Consider the following 18,749-nt stretch of genomic DNA (forward strand, 5'->3'; position numbering starts at 1 on the left):
CTGGGCAGTCACCCACGCCAGGGACGGCACCCTCACCTGGACCTCGCCCGCCGGCCAGAAATACACGACCGAACCGGCCACCCGGATCGACCCGCCACCCCCGTTCTGACGCCCGGCCCTGCCTTCCGCCGGAGGCCAAGCGAAACCGGCGCTCGCTCCGAACGACTCGCATGACGGGACTTCCATGACCAGGACTTCCATGACCAGGACTTCCATGACCAGGACACCCATGACCAGGACTCCCATGACCAGGACTCCCATGACCCCACGTCGAAGACTGACCACCTGGCTGCTCGCCGGACTGACCGCGCTGGCGGCCCTCACCATGGTGACCGGCTGCGCCGCCAACGACGGTGCCGCCACCGACGGTGGGGCTCCGGAACAATCTCCCGGGCAATCCGGCCACGGGTCCGCCGACGGCCCGACGGTGGCCTTCTACGGGGACTCGTACACGCTCGGCACCGGTGCTTCCGACCCCGCCAGGCGCTGGTCGACCATTGTGTCGGCCCAGCGAGGCTGGAACGAGGTCAACCCCAGCGTCAACGGCCTCGGGTTCGTCAACAATCGGGACGCCCTGCCCGGCCCCGACCTCGTCGACCAGGTGATCAGCGCCGAACCGGACATCGTGATGGTCACCATGGGCCTCAACGACAATTTCTCCATGCCCGACCGCGCAGACGACATCCGTTCCGCCATCACGGACGACCTGACGCGGCTGGCTTCGTCCCTCCCCGACGCCCGGGTGATCGTCGTGGAGCCGTTCTGGTACACCGACGAGCGACCCGCCTCGGTGGAGCGCATCATCGGTTGGGTGCGCGACGCCGCGGCGAAGGTCGGCGCCGATTACATCCCGGGCGCCTCGCATTGGATCGAGGGACACCCCGAGTGGATGGCCTACGACGGGCTGCACCCGAACGATGAGGGCTACGCCGCCATGGCCGAACGGATGGACGCCGAGCTGACGAAGCGGGGGCTCTGAGGCGCCGGTTCCTACAGGAAGTCCGCGAACTCCGTGTCGATGAACGCGCCCAGGTCCACACCGGCCATTGCGAGCACCGCGAACAGGATGCCGTAGATCACGTACACCGTGACCGGGACGAGCAGGAACCACTCGCGCAGCGACCCGGCGTTGCCGAGCACGGGCAGCGCCAGGTAGCCGCCCCTGGACCACAGGCTGTTCAGCAGGGGGACCTTCCGCCACCACCCGGGCGATTTCGGAACCCAGGGCCACAGCAGCGGCAGCCCTCCGGTGGTCAGGAAGTCACTGACGAGGTGCATGCCGTAGCCCAGTGTGAAACAGACGACGAACCAGGTTTGCTGCTCGGGGGCGTAGAGAGCGATGAAGGCCGCCACGCCCAGCCCGATAAGCCACGCCACCGGCCACGGCCCGTCGGAGAGTCCGAGGGCCTTCACGGCGAACGCCACTGAGGCGGCGGTCAGCACGGCCGGGCCGAAGCTGACGGGTTCGTGCCACCAGGCCGGTTGCCACAGGATTAGGCCGAAGCCCGTGGCCAGGACCCAGGCAGAGAGCAGGGCCAGCAGGCTGTGCAGGCCGTGCCGATGCCCGCCGGAGGCCCGGGAAATGCCGGAGGTGACGAGCTTGCCGAGAATCGGGACGGACTGGGCGATCGTCGCGGAGCCGTGGTCGGCATCCGCCAGCAGCGCCGCGCCGGCGCAGAGCAGGGCGCCGGCAATGGTGCCGACCGGGGTGACCGGGAAGAGGCCGAGGCCGTGCCCGGCGGTGGCCGTGACGGCGATCCAGGCGGCGGCGCCGCTCATGGCGTGGTGTCCACCCATCATGAGCGCGGTTCCTGTCTTGTTGCACGCCGAATTCGCGAGGGATTCCGGCCGGGGGAGTGTCGCCGGGGGCTCGCGTGTGCGGATGCCGACGGTTCCAACTGTAGGCGCCGCCGGTGACCTGGCCGAGGTTTGTCAGGCGCGCCGCCAAGTAGGTTGAGAACCATGACCCCAGCAGCAACGATGCTCAGCTCCGTTCTCCGCCACGCGGGATCCGCCCGTCCCTACGCGACCAGTCTCCCGCTGGCGCTGGAGGAGGTTGCCGTTCCCGAGCCGAGGGCGGGCGAAGTCCTGGTGAAGATCGAGCGCGCCAGCCTCTGCCACTCCGACCTCTCCGTGATCGACGGTTCCCGCGTGCGTCCGCTGCCGATGGCCCTGGGCCACGAGGCCGCCGGGACGATTGCCGCCGTCGGCAACGGTGTCGCCGACGTGCGCGTCGGGGACCGCGTCGTGCTCATCTTCGTGCCCGGCTGCGGAGACTGCCGCGCCTGCGACCACGGCCGGCCGGCGCTCTGCCACCGGGGCGCCGTTTCCAACGCCTCCGGGGATCTGCTGCACGGCGACGCCGTGCTGCGCACGGCCGCGGGGGACCGGCTGAACCACCACCTGGGCGTCTCCGCGTTCTCGGAATACGCGGTCGTGGCGCGCGAATCCGTGGTCGTGATCGACGACGACGTCCCCTTCGACGTCGCCGCGATGTTCGGCTGCGCGGCCCTGACCGGGATCGGCGCCGTGCTCAACACGGCCCGGCTGGGCGAAGGCGAATCGGTGATCGTGTTCGGGCTCGGGGCCGTGGGACTGATGGCCGTCATGGCCGCGGCCCAGGTGGCCGGCGCCACCGTGATCGCGATCGACCCGCTTCCGGAGAAGCGGGCGCTCGCCCTGCGCTGCGGCGCCCACGTTGCCGGTACGCCCGACCAGGCGGCTGCGCTGGTGGCCGAGCACGCGGGCGACGGCATCGACGTGGCGATCGAAGCCGTCGGCAGCTCTCGGGTCATGGAGGCCTGCCTCGGGCTGCTGACCAGGGGCGGTGCGCTCGTGTCCGTCGGGCTGCCGCACCCGGACCAGACGATCACCGTGCAGGCGCTGCAGTTCGCGGGCGTGGGCAAACGGCTCCTCGGCTCCTACATGGGCGATTCCGTCCCGGCCAGGGACATCCCGCTGTACCTGCGGATGTGGCAGGACGGCACGCTGCCCGTCGAACTCCTGCACACGGACACCCGTCCGCTGGTCGAGATCAACGAGGGACTCGACGCCCTGGCCGAGGGCCGGGTCGTTCGCCGGCTCTTCTCGATGGGGTAAGGCTCCGGCTGGACGGTTGCGGCTCCTCCACAGCGCCCGGGCATTGCCCGGCGCGCACCGAAGCCGCCGGTCGCGGCGGCGGGGCGGTCCGCCCAGCGACGCTGGTCACCGGAGGTGCTCGTGGCTCGCAAAGACGAATTGGGCAAACGCGGGGAGGACTGCGCCGCGGCGTTCCTGACGAACGCGGGCTACCGCGTGATCGCCCGCAACTGGCGGTGCCCGCAGGGTGAAATCGACCTGGTCGTCGAGGCCGGCGGCGAGGTGGTCTTCGTCGAGGTGAAGACGCGGTCGGGCGTCGGCTTCGGGCATCCGTTCGAGGCGATCACGGTGGCCAAGCTCGCCCGGTTGCGCCGACTGGCAGCGGCCTGGTGCGAGCAGGCGGACGCGTGGCCGGGCCGCATCCGGATCGACGCGATCTCGGTGATCGCCGAGCCCGGCAAGACGCCGGTGGTCGAACATCTCGCCGGGGTGTTCTGATGGGGCGAGTCCAGCCGGGGCGCCTGGCGAGGCGGGCCTGATGGGTCTCGCCAGAACCCACGCGATGGCCCTTCTCGGTCTCACCGGTGCCCTGGTCGAGGTGGAGGCGGACATCTCCGGCCAACTCCCCGGGATGTTCCTGATCGGGCTGCCGGATGCCGCGCTCTCGGAGGCGACGCATCGCGTGCGGACCGCGGCCGCCAACTCCGGCTGCCCCCTCACCCGCAACCGCCTGACGATCAACCTCTCCCCGGCCGCGCTGCCTAAGCACGGCTCGGGTTTCGACCTGGCCATCGCGGTCGCCTGCCTCGCCGCCGACGGACTGATCTCGGCCGACTCCGTGGCCGGAGTCGTGCACATCGGCGAGCTGGCCCTCGACGGCAGGCTGCGCCCGACGCCCGGGATACTGCCGGCCGTCGTTGCCGCCTCGAGGCTGGGCCACCACACCGTCATGGTCCCCGCGGGCAGCGCCGAGGAGGCCTCGCTCGTCCCGGGCATGCGGGTGATCGGCGTCGCGTCGCTGCGGGACGCGGCGATCTGGCACGGCTCCCGGCTGGAGCCGATCCTCGTGGACGTGATCGCGCCGCCGGCGGAGACGACCGAGCACGTCGACGAGCCCGACCTCGTCGACGTGCTCGGCAACGACGATGCGGTGCTCGCCCTGCAGATCGCCGCGGCCGGCGGGCACCACGTCTTCATGCTCGGGCCGCCGGGCTCCGGAAAGACCATGCTCGCGGCCCGGCTGCCCGGGCTGCTGCCGGACCTGGATGCCGCGGCCTCCCTCGAGGTCAGCTCGATGCGCTCGCTCAGCGGCCACGCGCTCGGGCGCGCACTGATCACGCGTCCACCGCTGGAGGCCCCGCACCACACCGCCACCGCGGCGGCCATGGTTGGCGGCGGCAGCGGACAGATCCGGCCGGGCGCGGCGGCGCGGGCATCGCACGGCGTGCTCTTCCTCGACGAGGCGCCCGAGTTCGCGTCCTCGGTGCTCGACGCGCTCCGCCAGCCGCTCGAATCGGGGGTCATCATCATCCATCGCGCGAACGCGACCGCCCGCTTCCCTGCCCGGTTCCAACTCGTCATGGCGGCCAACCCGTGCCCCTGCGGCCAGTACGGCGCCGCCGACCTGGACTGCACCTGCCCGCCGAGCGCCAGGCGGCGTTACCTCGCCCGCATCTCCGGACCGCTGCTCGACCGGATCGATATCCAGTTGCGAGTGACCCGCGTCACCGCGGCCCAGTTGCGCCTCGCGGCCGACGCGCCGCGATGCTCCAGCGAGACGGCGCGCGGGCGTGTGATCGCCGCGCGGGCGGCGGCGGCGGATCGCCTGTCCGGCACGCCGTGGTCGCTCAACTCGGAGGTCCCCGGACCCTGGCTGCGTGGCCCGCAGTCGCGGCTCGGCGGATCGATCACGGCCACCCTCGACCGGGCGCTCGAGCGCGGCGGGATCACCATGCGCGGCTACGACCGCGTCTTGCGCGTCGCCTGGACCATCGCGGACCTCGACGGCGTGCCGCGTCCGGGCGCCGACCATGTCGGGCAGGCGCTCTACCTGAGGAAAGGAATGACCACATGACACTTTTCGGGCTGGAGGAATCGGTGATCCTGGGTCTGGCGCGCAGCGTGCACCCTGCCGGCGACGAGTCGGCCGAGGACGAGGCGGCGGAGGCTGCGGAGGCCGAGCCGGGCGCAGCCGCCGGGGCGGGTCCGGAGTCCGCGGAGTCCGCGGCCGGCGCGGGCGGTGCGGACGCCGCTGCCGACCTGTTCGCCCGCGCCGCCTGGACCGGCATAGCGGAGCCCGGCGACGGGGTCGTGGGCCTGCTGGTGGCAAGCCTGGGCGCGAGTGCGGCGCTTACGGCGGTCCTCGAGACCTGGACGCCGGAACGGCTGGCGGCCACGATGAGGGAGGGCGGCGTCGTTGCCGAGGAGCTCGAGGGCGAGCTCGAGCAGGGCCTGCAGCGGTGGCGCCCGCGGCTGTCGTCGGCCGACGTCATCCGTTCCCTGCAGCAGGCGGCGCGGGTGTCGGCGAGGCTCCTCGTGCCCTCCGACCCGCTCTGGCCCGCCTCGCTCGACGATCTCGGCCAGCACGCCCCGCTCGCGCTCTGGTGGCGCGGCGTCCCGGCGGCCTTCCACGCGCTCCCTCGCGCGATCGCCCTGGTCGGTGCCAGGGCCGCGACCGGTTACGGCGAGCACGTGGCGATGGATGCCTCCGCCGGGCTCGTCGACCGCGGTTTCGCCATCGTGTCCGGCGCCGCCTACGGGATCGACGGCATGGCCCATCGCGCGGCCCTGGCCAGCGACGGCATCACCCTCGCGTTCCTGGCCGGGGGAGTCGACCGCCACTACCCGAGCGGCCACGACGCCCTGATCAGCCGAATCGCCGAGGTCGGGGCCGTGGTGTCCGAGTTGCCCTGCGGCGCCGCACCCACGAAATGGCGCTTCCTCCAGCGCAACAGGCTCATTGCGGCCGCCGGCGCGGCCACGGTCGTGGTCGAGGCCGGCTGGCGTTCCGGCTCGCTGAACACGGCGGGCCACGCCGCGGCCCTCGGCCGGCCCCTGGGCGCGGTCCCGGGCCCGGTCACGTCTCCCACCTCGGCCGGATGCCATCGGCTCATCCGCGAATTCGACGCCGTGTGCGTGACCACCGCGGCCGAGATGGACGAACTGGCCGGCGAAGGGCCCTGGGCCCTGGATCGCACCCTGGCCGAGGGCGCCGCTGGGGACGATCCCCGCACGAGCGAGGAGATCCGCGTCCTCGACGCGCTGAGCCCACGGTCCCCGCGGCCCGTGCCCGAGATCGCCCGCCGGGCCGGGATGTCCACGTCGGCCGTGCTCGGCGCCCTCGGCGCACTCGACCTGGATGGAGTGGTGAGCGAGCGCGAGACGGGCTGGGTGTACGCGAGCCGCCCGGGCAGCGCCGGTGGTTCGTCGTAGTGTGGTCGCATCACGCCGCACCATCAAGGGGATTCCATGCCAGACGAAGACTGGGGCCAGTACCCGCCGGCCTCGCACCTGCTGGTGCACCTCAGCGACACCCACTTCCTCGGCGCGGAGCGACCACTCTACGGAGCCGTCGACACCGACACGACCGTGCACCGCGCCCTGGAGCAGCTGGAACGATCCGGGCTGCGCCCCGACGCCATCGTGCTCACCGGCGACATCGCCGACCGAGGGGAGGCCGACGCCTACCGACGCGTGCGGGACCTCGTCGAGGCCGCCGCCGATCGCCTCGGCACACGGGCCATCTGGGTCATGGGCAACCACGACGAGCGGGCGGCCTTCCGCACCGAACTCCTGCGCGAACAGGGCTCCGAACAGGGCTCCGAACAGGGAGCCACCCGGCCGGTGGACGCGGTGTTCGACATCCGGGGCCTCCGGATCATCGTGCTCGACACGAGCGTGCCCGGCTACCACCACGGCGAGGTCACCGACGAGCAGCTCGCCTGGCTGGCCGGCGTCCTCGCCGAGCCGGCCCCGCACGGCAGCCTCCTCGCCCTGCACCACCCTCCGCTGCCCACCCCGACGGCGCTGATGAGCATCCTCGAGCTGCGGGAGCAGCCGCGCCTGGCCCAGGTGATCGCGGGCGGCGACATCCGGTCCATCCTCGGCGGCCACATGCACTCAGCCACGACCGGGATGTTCGCGGGCATCCCCGTCTCCGTGGCCGCCGCCACGTGCTACACGCTCGACCCGAGCGCGCCACGGCGCGAGCTGTCCGGGGTCGACGGGGGCCAGTCATTCAACCTGGTGCGGGTGTACGGCGACCAGGTCGTGCATTCCCACGTGCCGGTCGGCGGGTACGACGTGGTCACGCGCTTCGACGCCGCATTCCTCGATCGCTTCGCGCACCTCACGCCCGAGGAACGCACCGAGGCGTTCTCCCGGCATGCCTGAGAGTTGCCGGTGACAGCCGGGGCGGGAGGCGAGGCCGGAGCCGTGCGCCTCGATGCGGCCATCGACGACTTCGTGCTCTACCTCACCGCGGAGCGCGGGTTTTCGCCGCACACCATCCGCGCCTACCGCACCGACCTCTCCGGGCTGGCCTCCTTCGCAGAGTCGCGCGGGCACACCACGACGGATGCTCTCGGCCTCGACCTGCTCCGCGACTGGCTCTGGTCGGGCACCCAGGCCGGGCTCGCCCGATCGACCATCGCCCGGCATTCGGCCTCCGCGCGCAGCCTCACCGCCTGGCTGGCACGCACCGGCGCCCTCCCCGTCGACCGGGGCGTGCGGCTGCGTTCGCCGAAGCCCGGCCGCACCCTGCCGCGGGTCATCAATCGTACGCAGATGCAGGAACTGCTCGACTCCCTGGTCCTCCGCGCCGGACACGGCGAGCCGGCGGCCCTCCGCGACCTGGCGGTGATCGAGCTCCTCTACGCCTCCGGGCTCCGCGTGTCGGAACTCGTCGGCCTCGACGTCGGCGACGTCGACCTGGACCGGCTGACCGTCAGGGTCACCGGCAAGGGATCCAAGGAACGCGTGGTTCCCTTCGGCGTGCCGGCGCAGGGCGCGATCGTCGACTACCTCCGGCGGGCCCGTCCGGCGCTGGTCGCCGCCGGTTCCCCGGCAGACGACCCGGGGCACGAACCGGCACCGCCCTCCGCCCCCACGGCCCTGTTCCTCGGCACCAGGCGCACACGCCTCGGCGTGCGGGCCGTCTACCGACTCGTCGCGAGCCTCCTCGTCGAGTTCCCCGGCGCGGGGCCGGCCGGTCCGCACGCCCTCCGCCACACCGCGGCGACGCACCTGCTCGACGGCGGCGCCGACCTGCGCGCCGTGCAGGAACTGCTCGGTCACGCCAGCCTCGGCACCACGCAGATATACACCCATGTGTCCGCAGAGCGGCTCAAGCAGAGCTATCGCACCGCCCACCCGCGCGCCTGACCCCGGCCCAAACCCCGCGAAACCGCAGTTGTGCGCGTTCTGAGCCCGTTTTAGGGCGCACAACTGCGGTTTCGCGGGACCGGAGGGGAGGGATCAGGGGGAGAGGGGCAGGAGGACGGCGCGAGGAATCCCGCCGAGCAGGAGCATCGGCGACACGTACTGGCCGTGCAGGCGCACGCCCAAGTGCAGGCACGCGTCCGCGCAGTGGCCCCCGGATGCCAGTCGCCCCACCAGTTGCCCGGCAACGACCCGGTCGCCCTCGACAACGACGCCGAGCACCGGCTCGACAGAAGAGACCAGGTCGCCTGCGTGGCTAATCGACAGCACCGGACGACCGGCCACGACGCCGGAGAAGGACACCACGCCGTTCGCCGACGCAAACACCGGCGCGCCCGGTCGCGCCGACAGGTCGACGCCCCGGTGCCCGGCGGCGTAGGCGGATGCCGGGGCCTCGAACGGCCTCGTCACGGAATGCGGGGGAGGCAGCGGCCACAGCCAGACCGTCGCAGACGTGGGACCGCCGAGCGGCCAGGCCGGGACGAGGAGCGCGGCGGCAAGCACGCGGATGGCGAGCACGCGGATTGCAGGCATGCGATCGGCGAACTGCCGGGCGGTGAACACTCGGGAAGGGGACACACGCCCACCCTGCTTCCGCGCGGGACGGCCGGACGGTCCCGCGGGCGCATCCGTGCGCCGCCACCGCGGCGTCGTGGATGTGGAGGGCGAGCCCAGCCGGTGTGGCCGCGAACCGGCCCGGCCTGGTGCTAAACTCGTCCAAGCAGCGCTTCGTGCGCTGACTACGCGTGCCCATTCGGCCTCCACGACCATTCGGTCCCCGCTTCGCAGGAAGCAGGGGCGGTCGCGTGCCGGGCACCAGGAGTGGCGATCGACCGATTGCCGCGTGAAACCGATTGGCGTTTTGCTGCCCTGCAGCGCGCCGGACAAGGAGAACGGCTCATGGCCGTCGTAACCATCCGCCAGCTGCTCGACAGCGGCGTGCACTTCGGGCACCAGACCCGCCGTTGGAACCCGAAGATGAAGCGCTTCATCTTCACCGAGCGTTCCGGCATCTACATCATCGACCTTCAGCAGTCCCTCGGCTTCGTCGACAAGGCCTACGACTTCGTCAAGGAGACCGTCGCCCACGGCGGCACCATCCTCTTCGTCGGCACCAAGAAGCAGGCGCAGGAATCGATCTCGGAGCAGGCGCAGCGCGTCGGTCAGCCGTACGTCAACCAGCGCTGGCTCGGTGGCCTCCTCACCAACTTCCAGACCGTGTCGAAGCGTCTCGCTCGCATGAAGGAACTGGAAGAACTCGACTTCGAGGACACCGCCAAGAGCGGTTTCACGAAGAAGGAAATGCTCATCAAGAAGCGCGAGCTCGTCAAGCTTCACAAGAGCCTCGGCGGTATCCGCAACCTCACGAAGACGCCGTCGGCGCTGTGGGTTGTCGACACCAACAAGGAGCACCTCGCCATCGACGAGGCGCGCAAGCTCGGCATCCCCGTCATCGCGATCCTCGACACGAACTGCGACCCGGACGACGTCCAGTACCCGATCCCGGGCAACGACGACGCCATCCGTTCCGTCGGCCTGCTGACCCGCATCATCGCGGATGCCGCAGCCGAGGGCCTCATCCAGCGTCACCAGAAGCCCGAAGAGGGCGCAGAGGTTGAGCCCCTCGCCGCGTGGGAAGCCGAACTCCTGGCCGCCCCCGCCGACGCAACGGAGACCACCCCCGCGCAGTCCTCTGCCGAGACCGCGGAGGTTGCAGCCGAGAAGGTTGCCGCCGAGCAGGTCGCCGGTGAAGAAGCCGCAGCCGCCCCGGTTGCCGCTGAGGCAGCAACCGAAGAGGTTGCCGCCGCAGACGCACCCGCCGAAGAGACCAAGTAAGGACACCAGGTATGGCAAACGTCACACTCGAAGCAGTCAAGGCCCTGCGCGAACGCCTCGGCACCGGCATGGTCGACACCAAGAACGCCCTCGTTGAAGCCGATGGCGACATGGAGAAGGCCGTCGAAATCCTCCGGATGAAGGGGGCGAAAGGCAACGCGAAGCGCGCCGACCGCTCCACCTCCGAGGGACTCGTCGCCGCCAGGGAAATCGGCAACACCGCCACGATGATCGAGCTCGCTTGCGAGACCGACTTCGTCGCGAAGGGTGACAAGTTCGTCGCCCTGGCCGAGAAGGTCATCGACGCCGTCGCCGCAGCCGGCGCCACCACGGTCGAAGAAGGGCTGGCCGCACCGGCCAACGGCAAGACTGTCGCCGAGCTCATCAACGACGAGGCCGCCATCATCGGCGAGAAGTTCGAGCTGCGTCGCGTCGCATCCGTCACGGGTGAGAAGTTCGCGATCTACCTGCACAAGACCAGCAAGGACCTGCCCCCGCAGGTCGGCGTTGTGGTCGGCTACTCGGGTGACGACGCGGAGACTGCTCGCAGCATTGCGCAGCACATCTCGTTCGCCAACCCCGAGTACCTCTCCCGCGAAGACGTCCCCGCGGACCTCGTCGAGGCCGAGCGCCGGATCGTCACCGAGATCTCGAAGAGCGAGGGGAAGCCGGAAGCGGCACTCCCCAAGATCGTCGAGGGTCGCGTGACCGCGTACTTCAAGCAGGTCGCCCTGCTCGAACAGGACTACGCCAAGGACAACAAGTTGTCCGTCAGCAAGGTCCTCGCCGATGCCGGAGTGACCGTATCGGGCTTCGCCCGGTTCAAGGTCGGCGCGTAGCTTCACCCTGAAGGAGACCGGGTTGCATTCGCAATCCGGTCTCCTTTTCTGTGCCCGCACCCACAGGTGCCCGCATCCACAGGTGCACGCACTAGTTTAAGAACCACCACGCAACGGAAGGACTCGCACGGCATGTCAGAAACGGGTAAGAAGCGCAGGGTCCTCCTCAAACTCTCCGGGGAGGCGTTCGGGGCAGGAGCCCTCGGCGTGAACCCCGACGTCGTCAGTTCCCTCGCCCGCGAGATCGCGGCGGCAGCCAAGACCGTCGAGATCGCCATCGTCGTCGGCGGCGGCAACTTCTTCCGCGGCGCGGAACTCTCCCAGCGTGGCATGGACCGCGGCCGCGCGGACTACATGGGGATGCTCGGCACCGTCATGAACGCCCTCGCCCTGCAGGACTTCCTCGAGCAGGCCGGCGCGGAAACCCGCGTGCAGTCCGCCATCGCCATGACCCAGGTCGCCGAGCCGTACATCCCGCGCCGCGCCGAACGCCACCTGGAAAAGGGGCGGGTCGTCATCTTCGGCGCCGGGGCGGGCCTGCCGTACTTCTCCACGGACACTGTCGCCGCCCAGCGCGCCCTGGAAATCGACGCGCAGGTCGTCCTGGTCGCCAAAAACGGCGTGGACGGCGTGTACTCCGACGACCCGCGCACGAATCCCGACGCGACCAAGATCGCCCACATCACCTACCAGGATGCCCTGCAGCGCGGCCTCAAGGTCGTCGACTCCACCGCGTTCAGCCTGTGCATGGACAACGGCATGCCGATGCAGGTGTTCGGGATGAAGCCGGACGGCAACGTCACGGCCGCGATTCTGGGCGCCGATCTGGGAACCCTCGTCTCCAACTAAGCTTGATCCAGCCCACCGAAGAAGGAGTCACCGTGATTGCGGATGTTCTGTCCGATGCCACCCAGCGCATGACGAAGGCCGTCGAAGCCGCCAAAGACGACTTCGCCACCGTGCGGACGGGGCGTGCGAACCCCCAGATGTTCGCGAAGATCCTCGTCAGCTACTACGGCACGATGACGCCGCTCGAACAGCTGGCCTCGCTGCAGAACCCCGAGGCACGCACCCTGCTCATCACGCCGTACGACAAGGGCGCCCTCCGCGACATCGAGGTGGCCATCCGCGACACCCCGAACCTCGGAGCCAACGTCGGCAACGACGGGGTCATCATCCGGGCCACCCTGCCCGAGCTGACGGCGGACCGACGCAAGGAATACGTCAAGATCGTGCGCACCAAGGCCGAGGACGCGAAGATCTCCGTTCGGAACCTTCGTCGCAAGGCCAAGGACGAACTCGACGCGCTGAAGAGCGACGTGGGTGAAGACGAGGTCGCTCGTGCCGAGAAGGAACTCGAGTTGATCACCAAGAGCCACGTCGACGGCATCGACGACGCGCTCAAGCGCAAGGAATCCGAGCTCCTCGAGATCTAGGGGAGTCTTCGTCATGACCCAGGATGCTCCCGGACAGAAGCCGCACAAACGCGGTCGTGGCTCCAACCGCGCCGAATTCCGGGCGCAGGTCGAAGCGACGAAGGCCGACTTCGAACGCCAGGTGCAGGCCACCCGGGCGCAAATCGACGCCACGAATGTGCGGATCGAGGCGCGAACGGGCCGGAACCTCGTCCTCGCCGTGCTGATCGGGCTCGTCCTGGGCCTGACGATGCTGTTCAGCCTGATCTTCATCAAGGAACTGTTCATGGTCTTCGCGGGCGTGATCGTGGCGTTCACCGCGTTCGAACTCGCCCAGGCCCTGCGTCACGCCGGGCGCAACGTTCCCCGGATCCCCGTCGTCGTCGCCGCCGTCGGCGTCGTCCCCGCGGCGTTCTACTGGGGCGCCGAGGGCCAGTGGCTGGCCACCCTCGCCGGCATCCTCGTCATCGCCCTCTGGCGCGTCGCCCTCCTCGCCTGGCCGGAGCACCGGGCGAGCCTCCGCAGCGTGCTCGGAGACATCGGCGCCGGATTCCTGATCCAGGCGTATGTCGTGTTCCTGGCCAGCTTCGCGGTGCTGCTCGCCGCCCAGCCGGGCGGCCAGTGGTGGACCCTCGCCTTCCTCCTCCTGGTGATCACCGCCGACACGGGGGCCTACGCCAGCGGCCTGTCCTTCGGCAAGCATCCGATGGCCCCGACCATCAGCCCCAAGAAGACCTGGGAAGGCTTCGCCGGTGCCGCGGCCGTCTGCATGGTCGCCGGCGTGCTGCTATCGCTGTTCATGCTCGGCCAGCCCTGGTGGTTCGGCCTGATCTTCGGGTCGGTCATCCTCGTCGCCGCCACCTTCGGCGACCTGGCCGAATCACTCATCAAGCGTGACCTCGGCATCAAGGACATGAGCTCGTGGCTGCCCGGTCACGGCGGATTCCTTGACCGGCTCGACTCCATCCTCCCGTCGGCCGCGGCCGCCTACGCCCTGTTCCTCATCTTCGCCTGAGACCGGTTGCGACTGTGACGCGGAGCGTGCGAGAGAATGTACCGGTGAGCACCTTTCCACTGACCGACAAGAAAACGCTCGGCTACAGCATTGAGCAGGTCGACGGTTTCCTCGCCACGGCCAAGAGCGCGTACAGCGCGAAGGGGGACTCCGCGCAGCTCACGGCCGAGTCCATCCGCCACACGGCCTTCGCCATGCAGAAGGGCGGCTACTCTCCGTCCCACGTCGACGCCGCCCTGGAGCGCCTCGAGGATGCCTTCGCCGCGCGTGAGCGAGAGAACGCCGTCAAAGACAAGGGCCGCACGGCGATCACCGCTGAGGCAAGCCGGAAGACGCAGGAGATCGTCGACCGGCTCAGCCGCCCGGTGGGGCACCGCTTCGCGCGCACCAGTTTCCTCACCGTCGGCTACAGCCTGGCCGACGTCGACCGGTTTTCGAACCGGCTCGTCAGGCACTTCGAGGGCGGCAAGGCGCTCACCGTCGACGACGTGCGCACCGCCGTCTTCCGCCCCCAGCGGGGCGGCTACCGTGAGGCGCAGGTCGATCTCGTGCTCGACGGCGTGGTCGACCTGATGCTCGCAGGTCGGTGAATCGGCCCGTCATGCCGCCGTTCCGGCCGATCTGGGCTAGGCTCGACAAATCGTGGGTAGACATCTGAAAGCAATCGAACCTGTTGCGGCTCCTCTGCCGCCCAGGGCCAGGATGGTCAGACCCCGCTCGCGGAGCCGGTTCACGCTCGGTGTCTTCGCCTTCACGGCGGCCTCCGCCTTCGTCCTGGTGAGCGTCGTCGACCCGTACTCCGGCGCAACGGCGTCACCGTATTTCCAGCCGGTCGGGGACCGCTTCGCCGGCCACGCTCCGCAGTCCGTGCTCGTCGCGGGCAGCTACACGAACACCGTTTCCCGCGACAACTTCACCGTGGGCGAGAAGCCCAAACCCAAGGCCAAGCCCACGGCATCCGCCTCCGCCGGCTTCTCCGCGCCGTCCGCCGCCGTGCCGAACCCGGGCTCCGCCCAGGCGATCGCGCACGGCAAGGTCATTGCCCGCGGTTGGGGCGAAGACCAGTTCAACTGCCTCGTCGCCCTCTGGAACAAGGAGTCCGGCTGGCGCGTGAACGCCATGAACTCCTCCAGCGGCGCCTACGGCATTCCCCAGGCCCTGCCCGGGTCCAAGATGGGCTCGGCCGGCTCTGACTGGGCGACCAACGCCGGAACCCAGATCGAGTGGGGCCTCGGCTACATCACCGATCGCTACGGTGCACCTTGCGGCGCCTGGGGCAAGTCCCAGGCCGACGGCTGGTATTAGGCAGCAGGGACGGCCCGCGAAACCGTCCCCATAGACTGGTCTCATGCCTCGTAGTAACCGCCCCAGGGGCCACAAGCCCGGCGCAGACGGTGGCGATGACACCGACCTGTCGAGCCTGCTGTCGGGCTGGCGGCGCACGGAGGTCCGGCGCGACGGCCAGTGGCACGTCCAGCCGGTGCCGGCCGCCCAGGCTCTGAAGAACTACGTCTGCCCCGGCTGCGGCCTCCAGGTCGTGCCCGGAGTGGCGCACATCGTCGCCTGGCGCGGCGACGGGGTCCTCGGCGACGGAGCCGACATCGCCGCCCGGCGACACTGGCATTCACATTGCTGGAAGATCAAATGACCAGGCCGCCGAAGGATGACGCATGAGCACGAACGCAGCAAGCACCGGCGAAGACAGCACGAACACCGTCGAGATCCGAGGCGGGATCCAGCTGCCGGCCACCCGGGAGCACATCGAGCTGCACACGAGTGACGGCCTGACCCTCGTCGGCGAACTCGCCACGCCCGTCGACCGCCCGCCGGTGGCCACCCTCGTCACCCTGCATCCGCTCCCGACGCACGGTGGGTTCATGGATTCGCACATCCTGCGGAAGGCCGCCGGACGGCTGCCGGCCCTGGCCGGCCTGGCGGTGCTGCGCTTCAACACCCGCGGCACGACCTCGCCGAGGGGCACGAGCGGGGGCAGCTTCGGCAGCGGCGAGACCGAGCGCGAAGACGTGGCCGCCGCCATGGCGTTCGTGGCGGAGCGCGGCCTGCCCGATCCCTGGCTGGTCGGCTGGTCGTTCGGGACCGAGCTCGCGGTCAAGTACGGCCTCGAGCACCCGATCCGCGGGGCCATCCTGCTCTCGCCGCCGCTGCATCGCGCGACGGATGCCGAACTGGCGGCCTGGGCGGGGAACGAACGACAGCTGGTGGCCATCATCCCGGAGCACGACGACTACCTGCGGCCGGAGGAGGCCCGGGAACGCTTCGCGTCCGTTCCGACCACCCGCTTCATCGCCGTCGACGGTGGGAAGCACCTGTGGGTGGGGGAGACCCAGACCCGACGGATCCTGGACGAGATCGTCGCGGTTGTGAACCCGGACGCCCTGCCCCTGCCCACCGAATGGGCCGGCGCGCCGGGCTAGGTCAGAGCTCGTTCTGCCTCGGGATGACGACCTGCTTGATGATCATCAGGGCGGACGCCGCCACGGGGATCGCGATCAGCGCGCCCAGGAGGCCCAGCAGCGAGCCGCCGGCCAGCGCCGCGATCACGACGACGGCGCCCGGCACCGCCACGGCGCGGCTCATGATGTGCGGGCTGAGCACGTATGCCTCCACCTGCATGTAGATCAGGTAGTAAATGGCCGCGGCGATGACGGTCTCCGTCGAGCTGCCGATGCCCGGGATCAGGCAGGTCAGCACGATGATCACCGATCCGGTGATCGTCCCGACGAGCGGGATCAGCGAGAACAGGAACGCGATGAACGCGAGCAGGGCCGGGAACGGCGCCCCGATGATCGACAGGAAGATGAAGCTGAGCACGCCGTTGCAGGCGGCGAGGGCGGCCTGGCCGACGACGTAGCGGCCGACGGCGGTCGTGATCTGGTCGCTCAGGTCGGCGAAGCGTTCCCGCTTGGAGGCGGGCACGAGCTGGTACACACCGCGCTTCATGCTGTTGAGCGACGCGGTGAAGTAGAGGGTGAGGATGACGATGATCAGGGCGCCGAACAGGCCGCTGATGATCGCGAGGCCGGACTGGATGGCCGTCGTGGTGATGGTCGTGAGGTTCGTGCCGAGGAAATCGGTGGCCGACTTCACCACCGCGTCGACGTCGAGCCCGGGGAACTGCTTCTGGATGTCCGCCAGGAAGGTGGCGGTGTTGACCGCCTTGACCAGGTCGGGGATGGCCCGGGAGAGCGCGGACACCTGGTCGACGATGATCGGGACCACGGCGAAGACCAGCCCGGTGAGCACGCCGACGACACCCGCGACGACCGTGAGGATCGCCGCCCAGCGGGGGAACTTGCGCTTCTGCAGCCAGGACACCGCCGGGTCGAGGCCGAGCGCGATGAACAGCGCCGCACCGATGTAGACGATGATCGTCTGCAGCGACACCACCGACGTGATGATGAGCAGGCCCAGGCCGACGCCCAGCGTACCGATCAGGCCGACGCGAAACGCGTTCTGGATCTTCACGCGGATTCCCCCAAAATCTCGGACCTACTTGTCGGCGTTGTTGACTCTCTCCGCCTGAGTGAGCACGCTGCGGAGGCTCTCGAAGTAGCCGGCCACCGCGTCGCGCTCAATCCTAATCTGGGAGAGGCGGTCTTCCGCGTCGGAGACCAGCAGGCGTGTCCGCTTGGTCGTGTCCCTGGTGAGGGCCTTGGCCTTCGCCTCGGCGTCGCGAACGATGCGGTCCGCGTCGGCCTGAGCCTGCTTCCGCTGGGCCGCGGCTTCCTCGCGGGCGCCCGTGTCGAGCGTTTCGTTGATCGCACGCAGTTCGAGGGTGCGGGCTGTGGTGTCGGCGAGCTGGGTGTCGGCCTCGGCCTGGAACGTGTTCAGCAGCAGCACCGCCTCCTGGTGACGGGACAGGTGCTCCTGCTCCGCCTCGTCCCGCCTGGCCTTCAGCTCCAGTTCGAGGTCGGCCCTGGTCTGGTCGATCTCGCGCCGCAGCTTGGCTGCCTCGCGTTCGCCCTTCTTCCGCCCGGCCGTCAGCTTGTTCTCGAGGTCGATCCTGGCCTGCTCGGCTTCGGCGACGAAGTCCGCCGTGGCCTGCTCGTTCTCGCGGGCCAGGTCCGCCCTGGCCTGCTCCAGCTCCGACGCCAGGTCTGCCCTGGCCTTGTCGATCCTGCGCGCGGCCGCGGCTCGTTCGGCGTCCAGCTCGCGGCCCAGGTCCGTGTGCGCCTGCTCATGCTCGATCTGGCGGGCGGTCCGGTCCGCCTCCACCTCACGGGCGAGGTCGGTTCGGGTCTGCTCGACCTGCTCCGCCAGCGACGCCCGGGTCGTTTCGGCATCGTGGGCCAGCTCGATCCGCGACTGCTCGCCGTCGCGGGCGAGGTCGAGGCGTGCCTGTTCGGTCTCGGCGGCCAGGTCGATCCGGGCCTGCTCGGTCTCACGTGCCAGGTCGGCCCGCTCCTGGTCGAGCTCGTGCGCCACCTCAGCGCGGGTGAGTTCGGTCTCTGCGGTCAGCCCGGCGGCGACCTCGCGCGCCACGGTCGCCTCGCGCTGCGCGACAACGCGCACCTCGGCGGCCTCCCGCTCGGCCTCGGAGCGCAACGCGGCGGCTTCACGCTTGACCGTAGCCCGCACTTCAGCGGCCTCGGTGGCTACGGCCCCGCGGATCGCGGCGGCCGCCTGCACGGCGTCCTGGCTGAGCGACGCGGCTTCTGCCCGGGCGGCGGCGAGCAGAGCGTCGGCCTCGGCCTGCGCGTCGTCGAGCATGCGCCCGGCCCGCACCGTCGCATCGGAGAGCGTGCTCTCGGCGCGCTCGGTGGCTTCCCGGACCAGTTCCTCGACCTCGCCGGCAGCGGAGGAGCGCAGCTTCTCCGCGTCGATGTCGGCCTGGGCGATCACGCGGGTCGACTGTTCCTCGGCGACGCGCAGGGTGTTCTCGAGCTTCGTGCCCAGCCCGGAGAACGTGGGGCTGCCCACTTCTTCGATCTCGGCGCTCAGGTCATCGATCCGGGCGGTGAGCCGCTTGATTTCCTTGCCGGCCTCCGCGCCCTGGGTGTTGGCCTGGATGAGGTCGCGACGCAGGCCCTGGATGGCCTTGTCGACCTCGTCCTTGTCGTACCCGCGAAAAACCTGGGTGAATTCAGCGTCGTCTACCGCCACGGC

The 18,749-nt window shown here is 70.1% G+C and carries 20 protein-coding genes; 16 read left to right on the forward strand and 4 right to left on the reverse strand.

Going from position 1 to position 18,749, the window contains the following annotated elements; all coding sequences use genetic code 11:
* The first annotated feature begins 259 nt into the window (after positions 1–259).
* The gene (locus tag E3O23_RS16760) at positions 260–979 is read left to right on the forward strand and encodes an SGNH/GDSL hydrolase family protein (protein WP_241983527.1); all 720 of its coding nucleotides are present in this window, start codon (positions 260–262) and stop codon (positions 977–979) included.
* 11 nt (positions 980–990) lie between these two features.
* Here E3O23_RS16760 and E3O23_RS16765 read toward each other — a convergent pair whose 3' ends face one another.
* Positions 991–1,800: a metal-dependent hydrolase gene (locus E3O23_RS16765; RefSeq protein WP_134493033.1), complete on the reverse strand. Its 810-nt coding sequence runs from the start codon at positions 1,798–1,800 to the stop codon at positions 991–993.
* Positions 1,801–1,962: 162 nt separating this feature from the next.
* Here E3O23_RS16765 and E3O23_RS16770 point away from each other — a divergent pair, with 162 nt between their 5' ends.
* The 6 genes from E3O23_RS16770 (at position 1,963) to E3O23_RS16795 (ending at position 8,460) form a co-directional block, all read left to right on the forward strand.
* Positions 1,963–3,099, forward strand: coding sequence for an alcohol dehydrogenase catalytic domain-containing protein (locus tag E3O23_RS16770; protein WP_241983528.1), 1,137 nt, complete (start codon positions 1,963–1,965; stop codon positions 3,097–3,099).
* Between the two features lie 120 nt (positions 3,100–3,219).
* Positions 3,220–3,576 (forward strand): YraN family protein, encoded by a 357-nt coding sequence (locus E3O23_RS16775; RefSeq protein WP_134493035.1) that lies wholly within the window; start codon positions 3,220–3,222, stop codon positions 3,574–3,576.
* Between the two features lie 40 nt (positions 3,577–3,616).
* A complete protein-coding gene (locus E3O23_RS16780; protein WP_134493037.1) occupies positions 3,617–5,152 on the forward strand; it encodes a YifB family Mg chelatase-like AAA ATPase in 1,536 nt (511 codons plus the stop codon).
* Positions 5,149–6,510, forward strand: a complete 1,362-nt coding sequence (dprA, locus tag E3O23_RS16785) for a DNA-processing protein DprA (RefSeq protein ID WP_134493039.1) — start codon at positions 5,149–5,151, stop codon at positions 6,508–6,510. The genes E3O23_RS16780 and dprA overlap by 4 nt, the downstream gene beginning before the upstream one ends.
* A 36-nt stretch (positions 6,511–6,546) precedes the next feature.
* Positions 6,547–7,470 carry a metallophosphoesterase gene (locus tag E3O23_RS16790; protein WP_134493041.1) on the forward strand — a complete coding sequence of 308 codons (924 nt, stop codon included), beginning with the start codon at positions 6,547–6,549 and terminating at the stop codon, positions 7,468–7,470.
* 42 nt (positions 7,471–7,512) lie between these two features.
* Positions 7,513–8,460, forward strand: a complete 948-nt coding sequence (locus E3O23_RS16795) for a tyrosine recombinase XerC (protein WP_134493297.1) — start codon at positions 7,513–7,515, stop codon at positions 8,458–8,460.
* A gap of 93 nt (positions 8,461–8,553) precedes the next feature.
* Here E3O23_RS16795 and E3O23_RS16800 read toward each other — a convergent pair whose 3' ends face one another.
* On the reverse strand, positions 8,554–9,096 hold the full coding sequence (locus E3O23_RS16800; RefSeq protein ID WP_241983529.1) for a M23 family metallopeptidase: 543 nt from the start codon (positions 9,094–9,096) through the stop codon (positions 8,554–8,556).
* A gap of 321 nt (positions 9,097–9,417) precedes the next feature.
* On the opposite strand from E3O23_RS16800, the gene rpsB reads away from it, so the two are divergent.
* The 9 genes from rpsB to E3O23_RS16845 all read left to right on the forward strand — a co-directional run bounded on the left by rpsB (position 9,418) and on the right by E3O23_RS16845 (position 16,057).
* Positions 9,418–10,353 carry a 30S ribosomal protein S2 gene (gene rpsB, locus E3O23_RS16805; RefSeq protein WP_134493043.1) on the forward strand — a complete coding sequence of 312 codons (936 nt, stop codon included), beginning with the start codon at positions 9,418–9,420 and terminating at the stop codon, positions 10,351–10,353.
* Positions 10,354–10,364: 11 nt separating this feature from the next.
* On the forward strand, positions 10,365–11,192 hold the full coding sequence (gene tsf, locus E3O23_RS16810; RefSeq protein ID WP_134493045.1) for a translation elongation factor Ts: 828 nt from the start codon (positions 10,365–10,367) through the stop codon (positions 11,190–11,192).
* Between the two features lie 132 nt (positions 11,193–11,324).
* A complete protein-coding gene (pyrH, locus tag E3O23_RS16815; RefSeq protein ID WP_134493047.1) occupies positions 11,325–12,041 on the forward strand; it encodes a UMP kinase in 717 nt (238 codons plus the stop codon).
* A 32-nt stretch (positions 12,042–12,073) separates the two neighbouring features.
* Positions 12,074–12,628 carry a ribosome recycling factor gene (gene frr, locus E3O23_RS16820; RefSeq protein WP_134493049.1) on the forward strand — a complete coding sequence of 185 codons (555 nt, stop codon included), beginning with the start codon at positions 12,074–12,076 and terminating at the stop codon, positions 12,626–12,628.
* 13 nt (positions 12,629–12,641) lie between these two features.
* On the forward strand, positions 12,642–13,622 hold the full coding sequence (locus tag E3O23_RS16825) for a phosphatidate cytidylyltransferase (RefSeq protein WP_134493051.1): 981 nt from the start codon (positions 12,642–12,644) through the stop codon (positions 13,620–13,622).
* A 44-nt stretch (positions 13,623–13,666) separates the two neighbouring features.
* Entirely contained in the window at positions 13,667–14,212 is a 546-nt protein-coding gene (locus E3O23_RS16830) for a DivIVA domain-containing protein (protein ID WP_134493053.1), read from the forward strand.
* 112 nt (positions 14,213–14,324) lie between these two features.
* A complete protein-coding gene (locus tag E3O23_RS16835) occupies positions 14,325–14,927 on the forward strand; it encodes an aggregation-promoting factor C-terminal-like domain-containing protein (protein ID WP_134493055.1) in 603 nt (200 codons plus the stop codon).
* Between the two features lie 43 nt (positions 14,928–14,970).
* Entirely contained in the window at positions 14,971–15,270 is a 300-nt protein-coding gene (locus E3O23_RS16840; protein ID WP_174776664.1) for a hypothetical protein, read from the forward strand.
* Between the two features lie 22 nt (positions 15,271–15,292).
* Positions 15,293–16,057: an alpha/beta hydrolase gene (locus E3O23_RS16845; protein WP_134493057.1), complete on the forward strand. Its 765-nt coding sequence runs from the start codon at positions 15,293–15,295 to the stop codon at positions 16,055–16,057.
* Position 16,058: 1 nt separating this feature from the next.
* Here the strand turns inward: E3O23_RS16845 and E3O23_RS16850 are convergent, their stop codons facing one another.
* Together E3O23_RS16850 and E3O23_RS16855 are read right to left on the reverse strand one after the other, a co-directional pair.
* On the reverse strand, positions 16,059–17,108 hold the full coding sequence (locus tag E3O23_RS16850) for an AI-2E family transporter (RefSeq protein WP_134493059.1): 1,050 nt from the start codon (positions 17,106–17,108) through the stop codon (positions 16,059–16,061).
* A 24-nt stretch (positions 17,109–17,132) separates the two neighbouring features.
* Positions 17,133–18,746 carry a DivIVA domain-containing protein gene (locus tag E3O23_RS16855; RefSeq protein WP_134493061.1) on the reverse strand — a complete coding sequence of 538 codons (1,614 nt, stop codon included), beginning with the start codon at positions 18,744–18,746 and terminating at the stop codon, positions 17,133–17,135.
* Positions 18,747–18,749: the final 3 nt, after the last annotated feature.

The sequence above is a fragment of the Cryobacterium tagatosivorans genome (genome assembly GCF_004402215.1).
GTDB lineage: Bacteria > Actinomycetota > Actinomycetes > Actinomycetales > Microbacteriaceae > Cryobacterium > Cryobacterium tagatosivorans.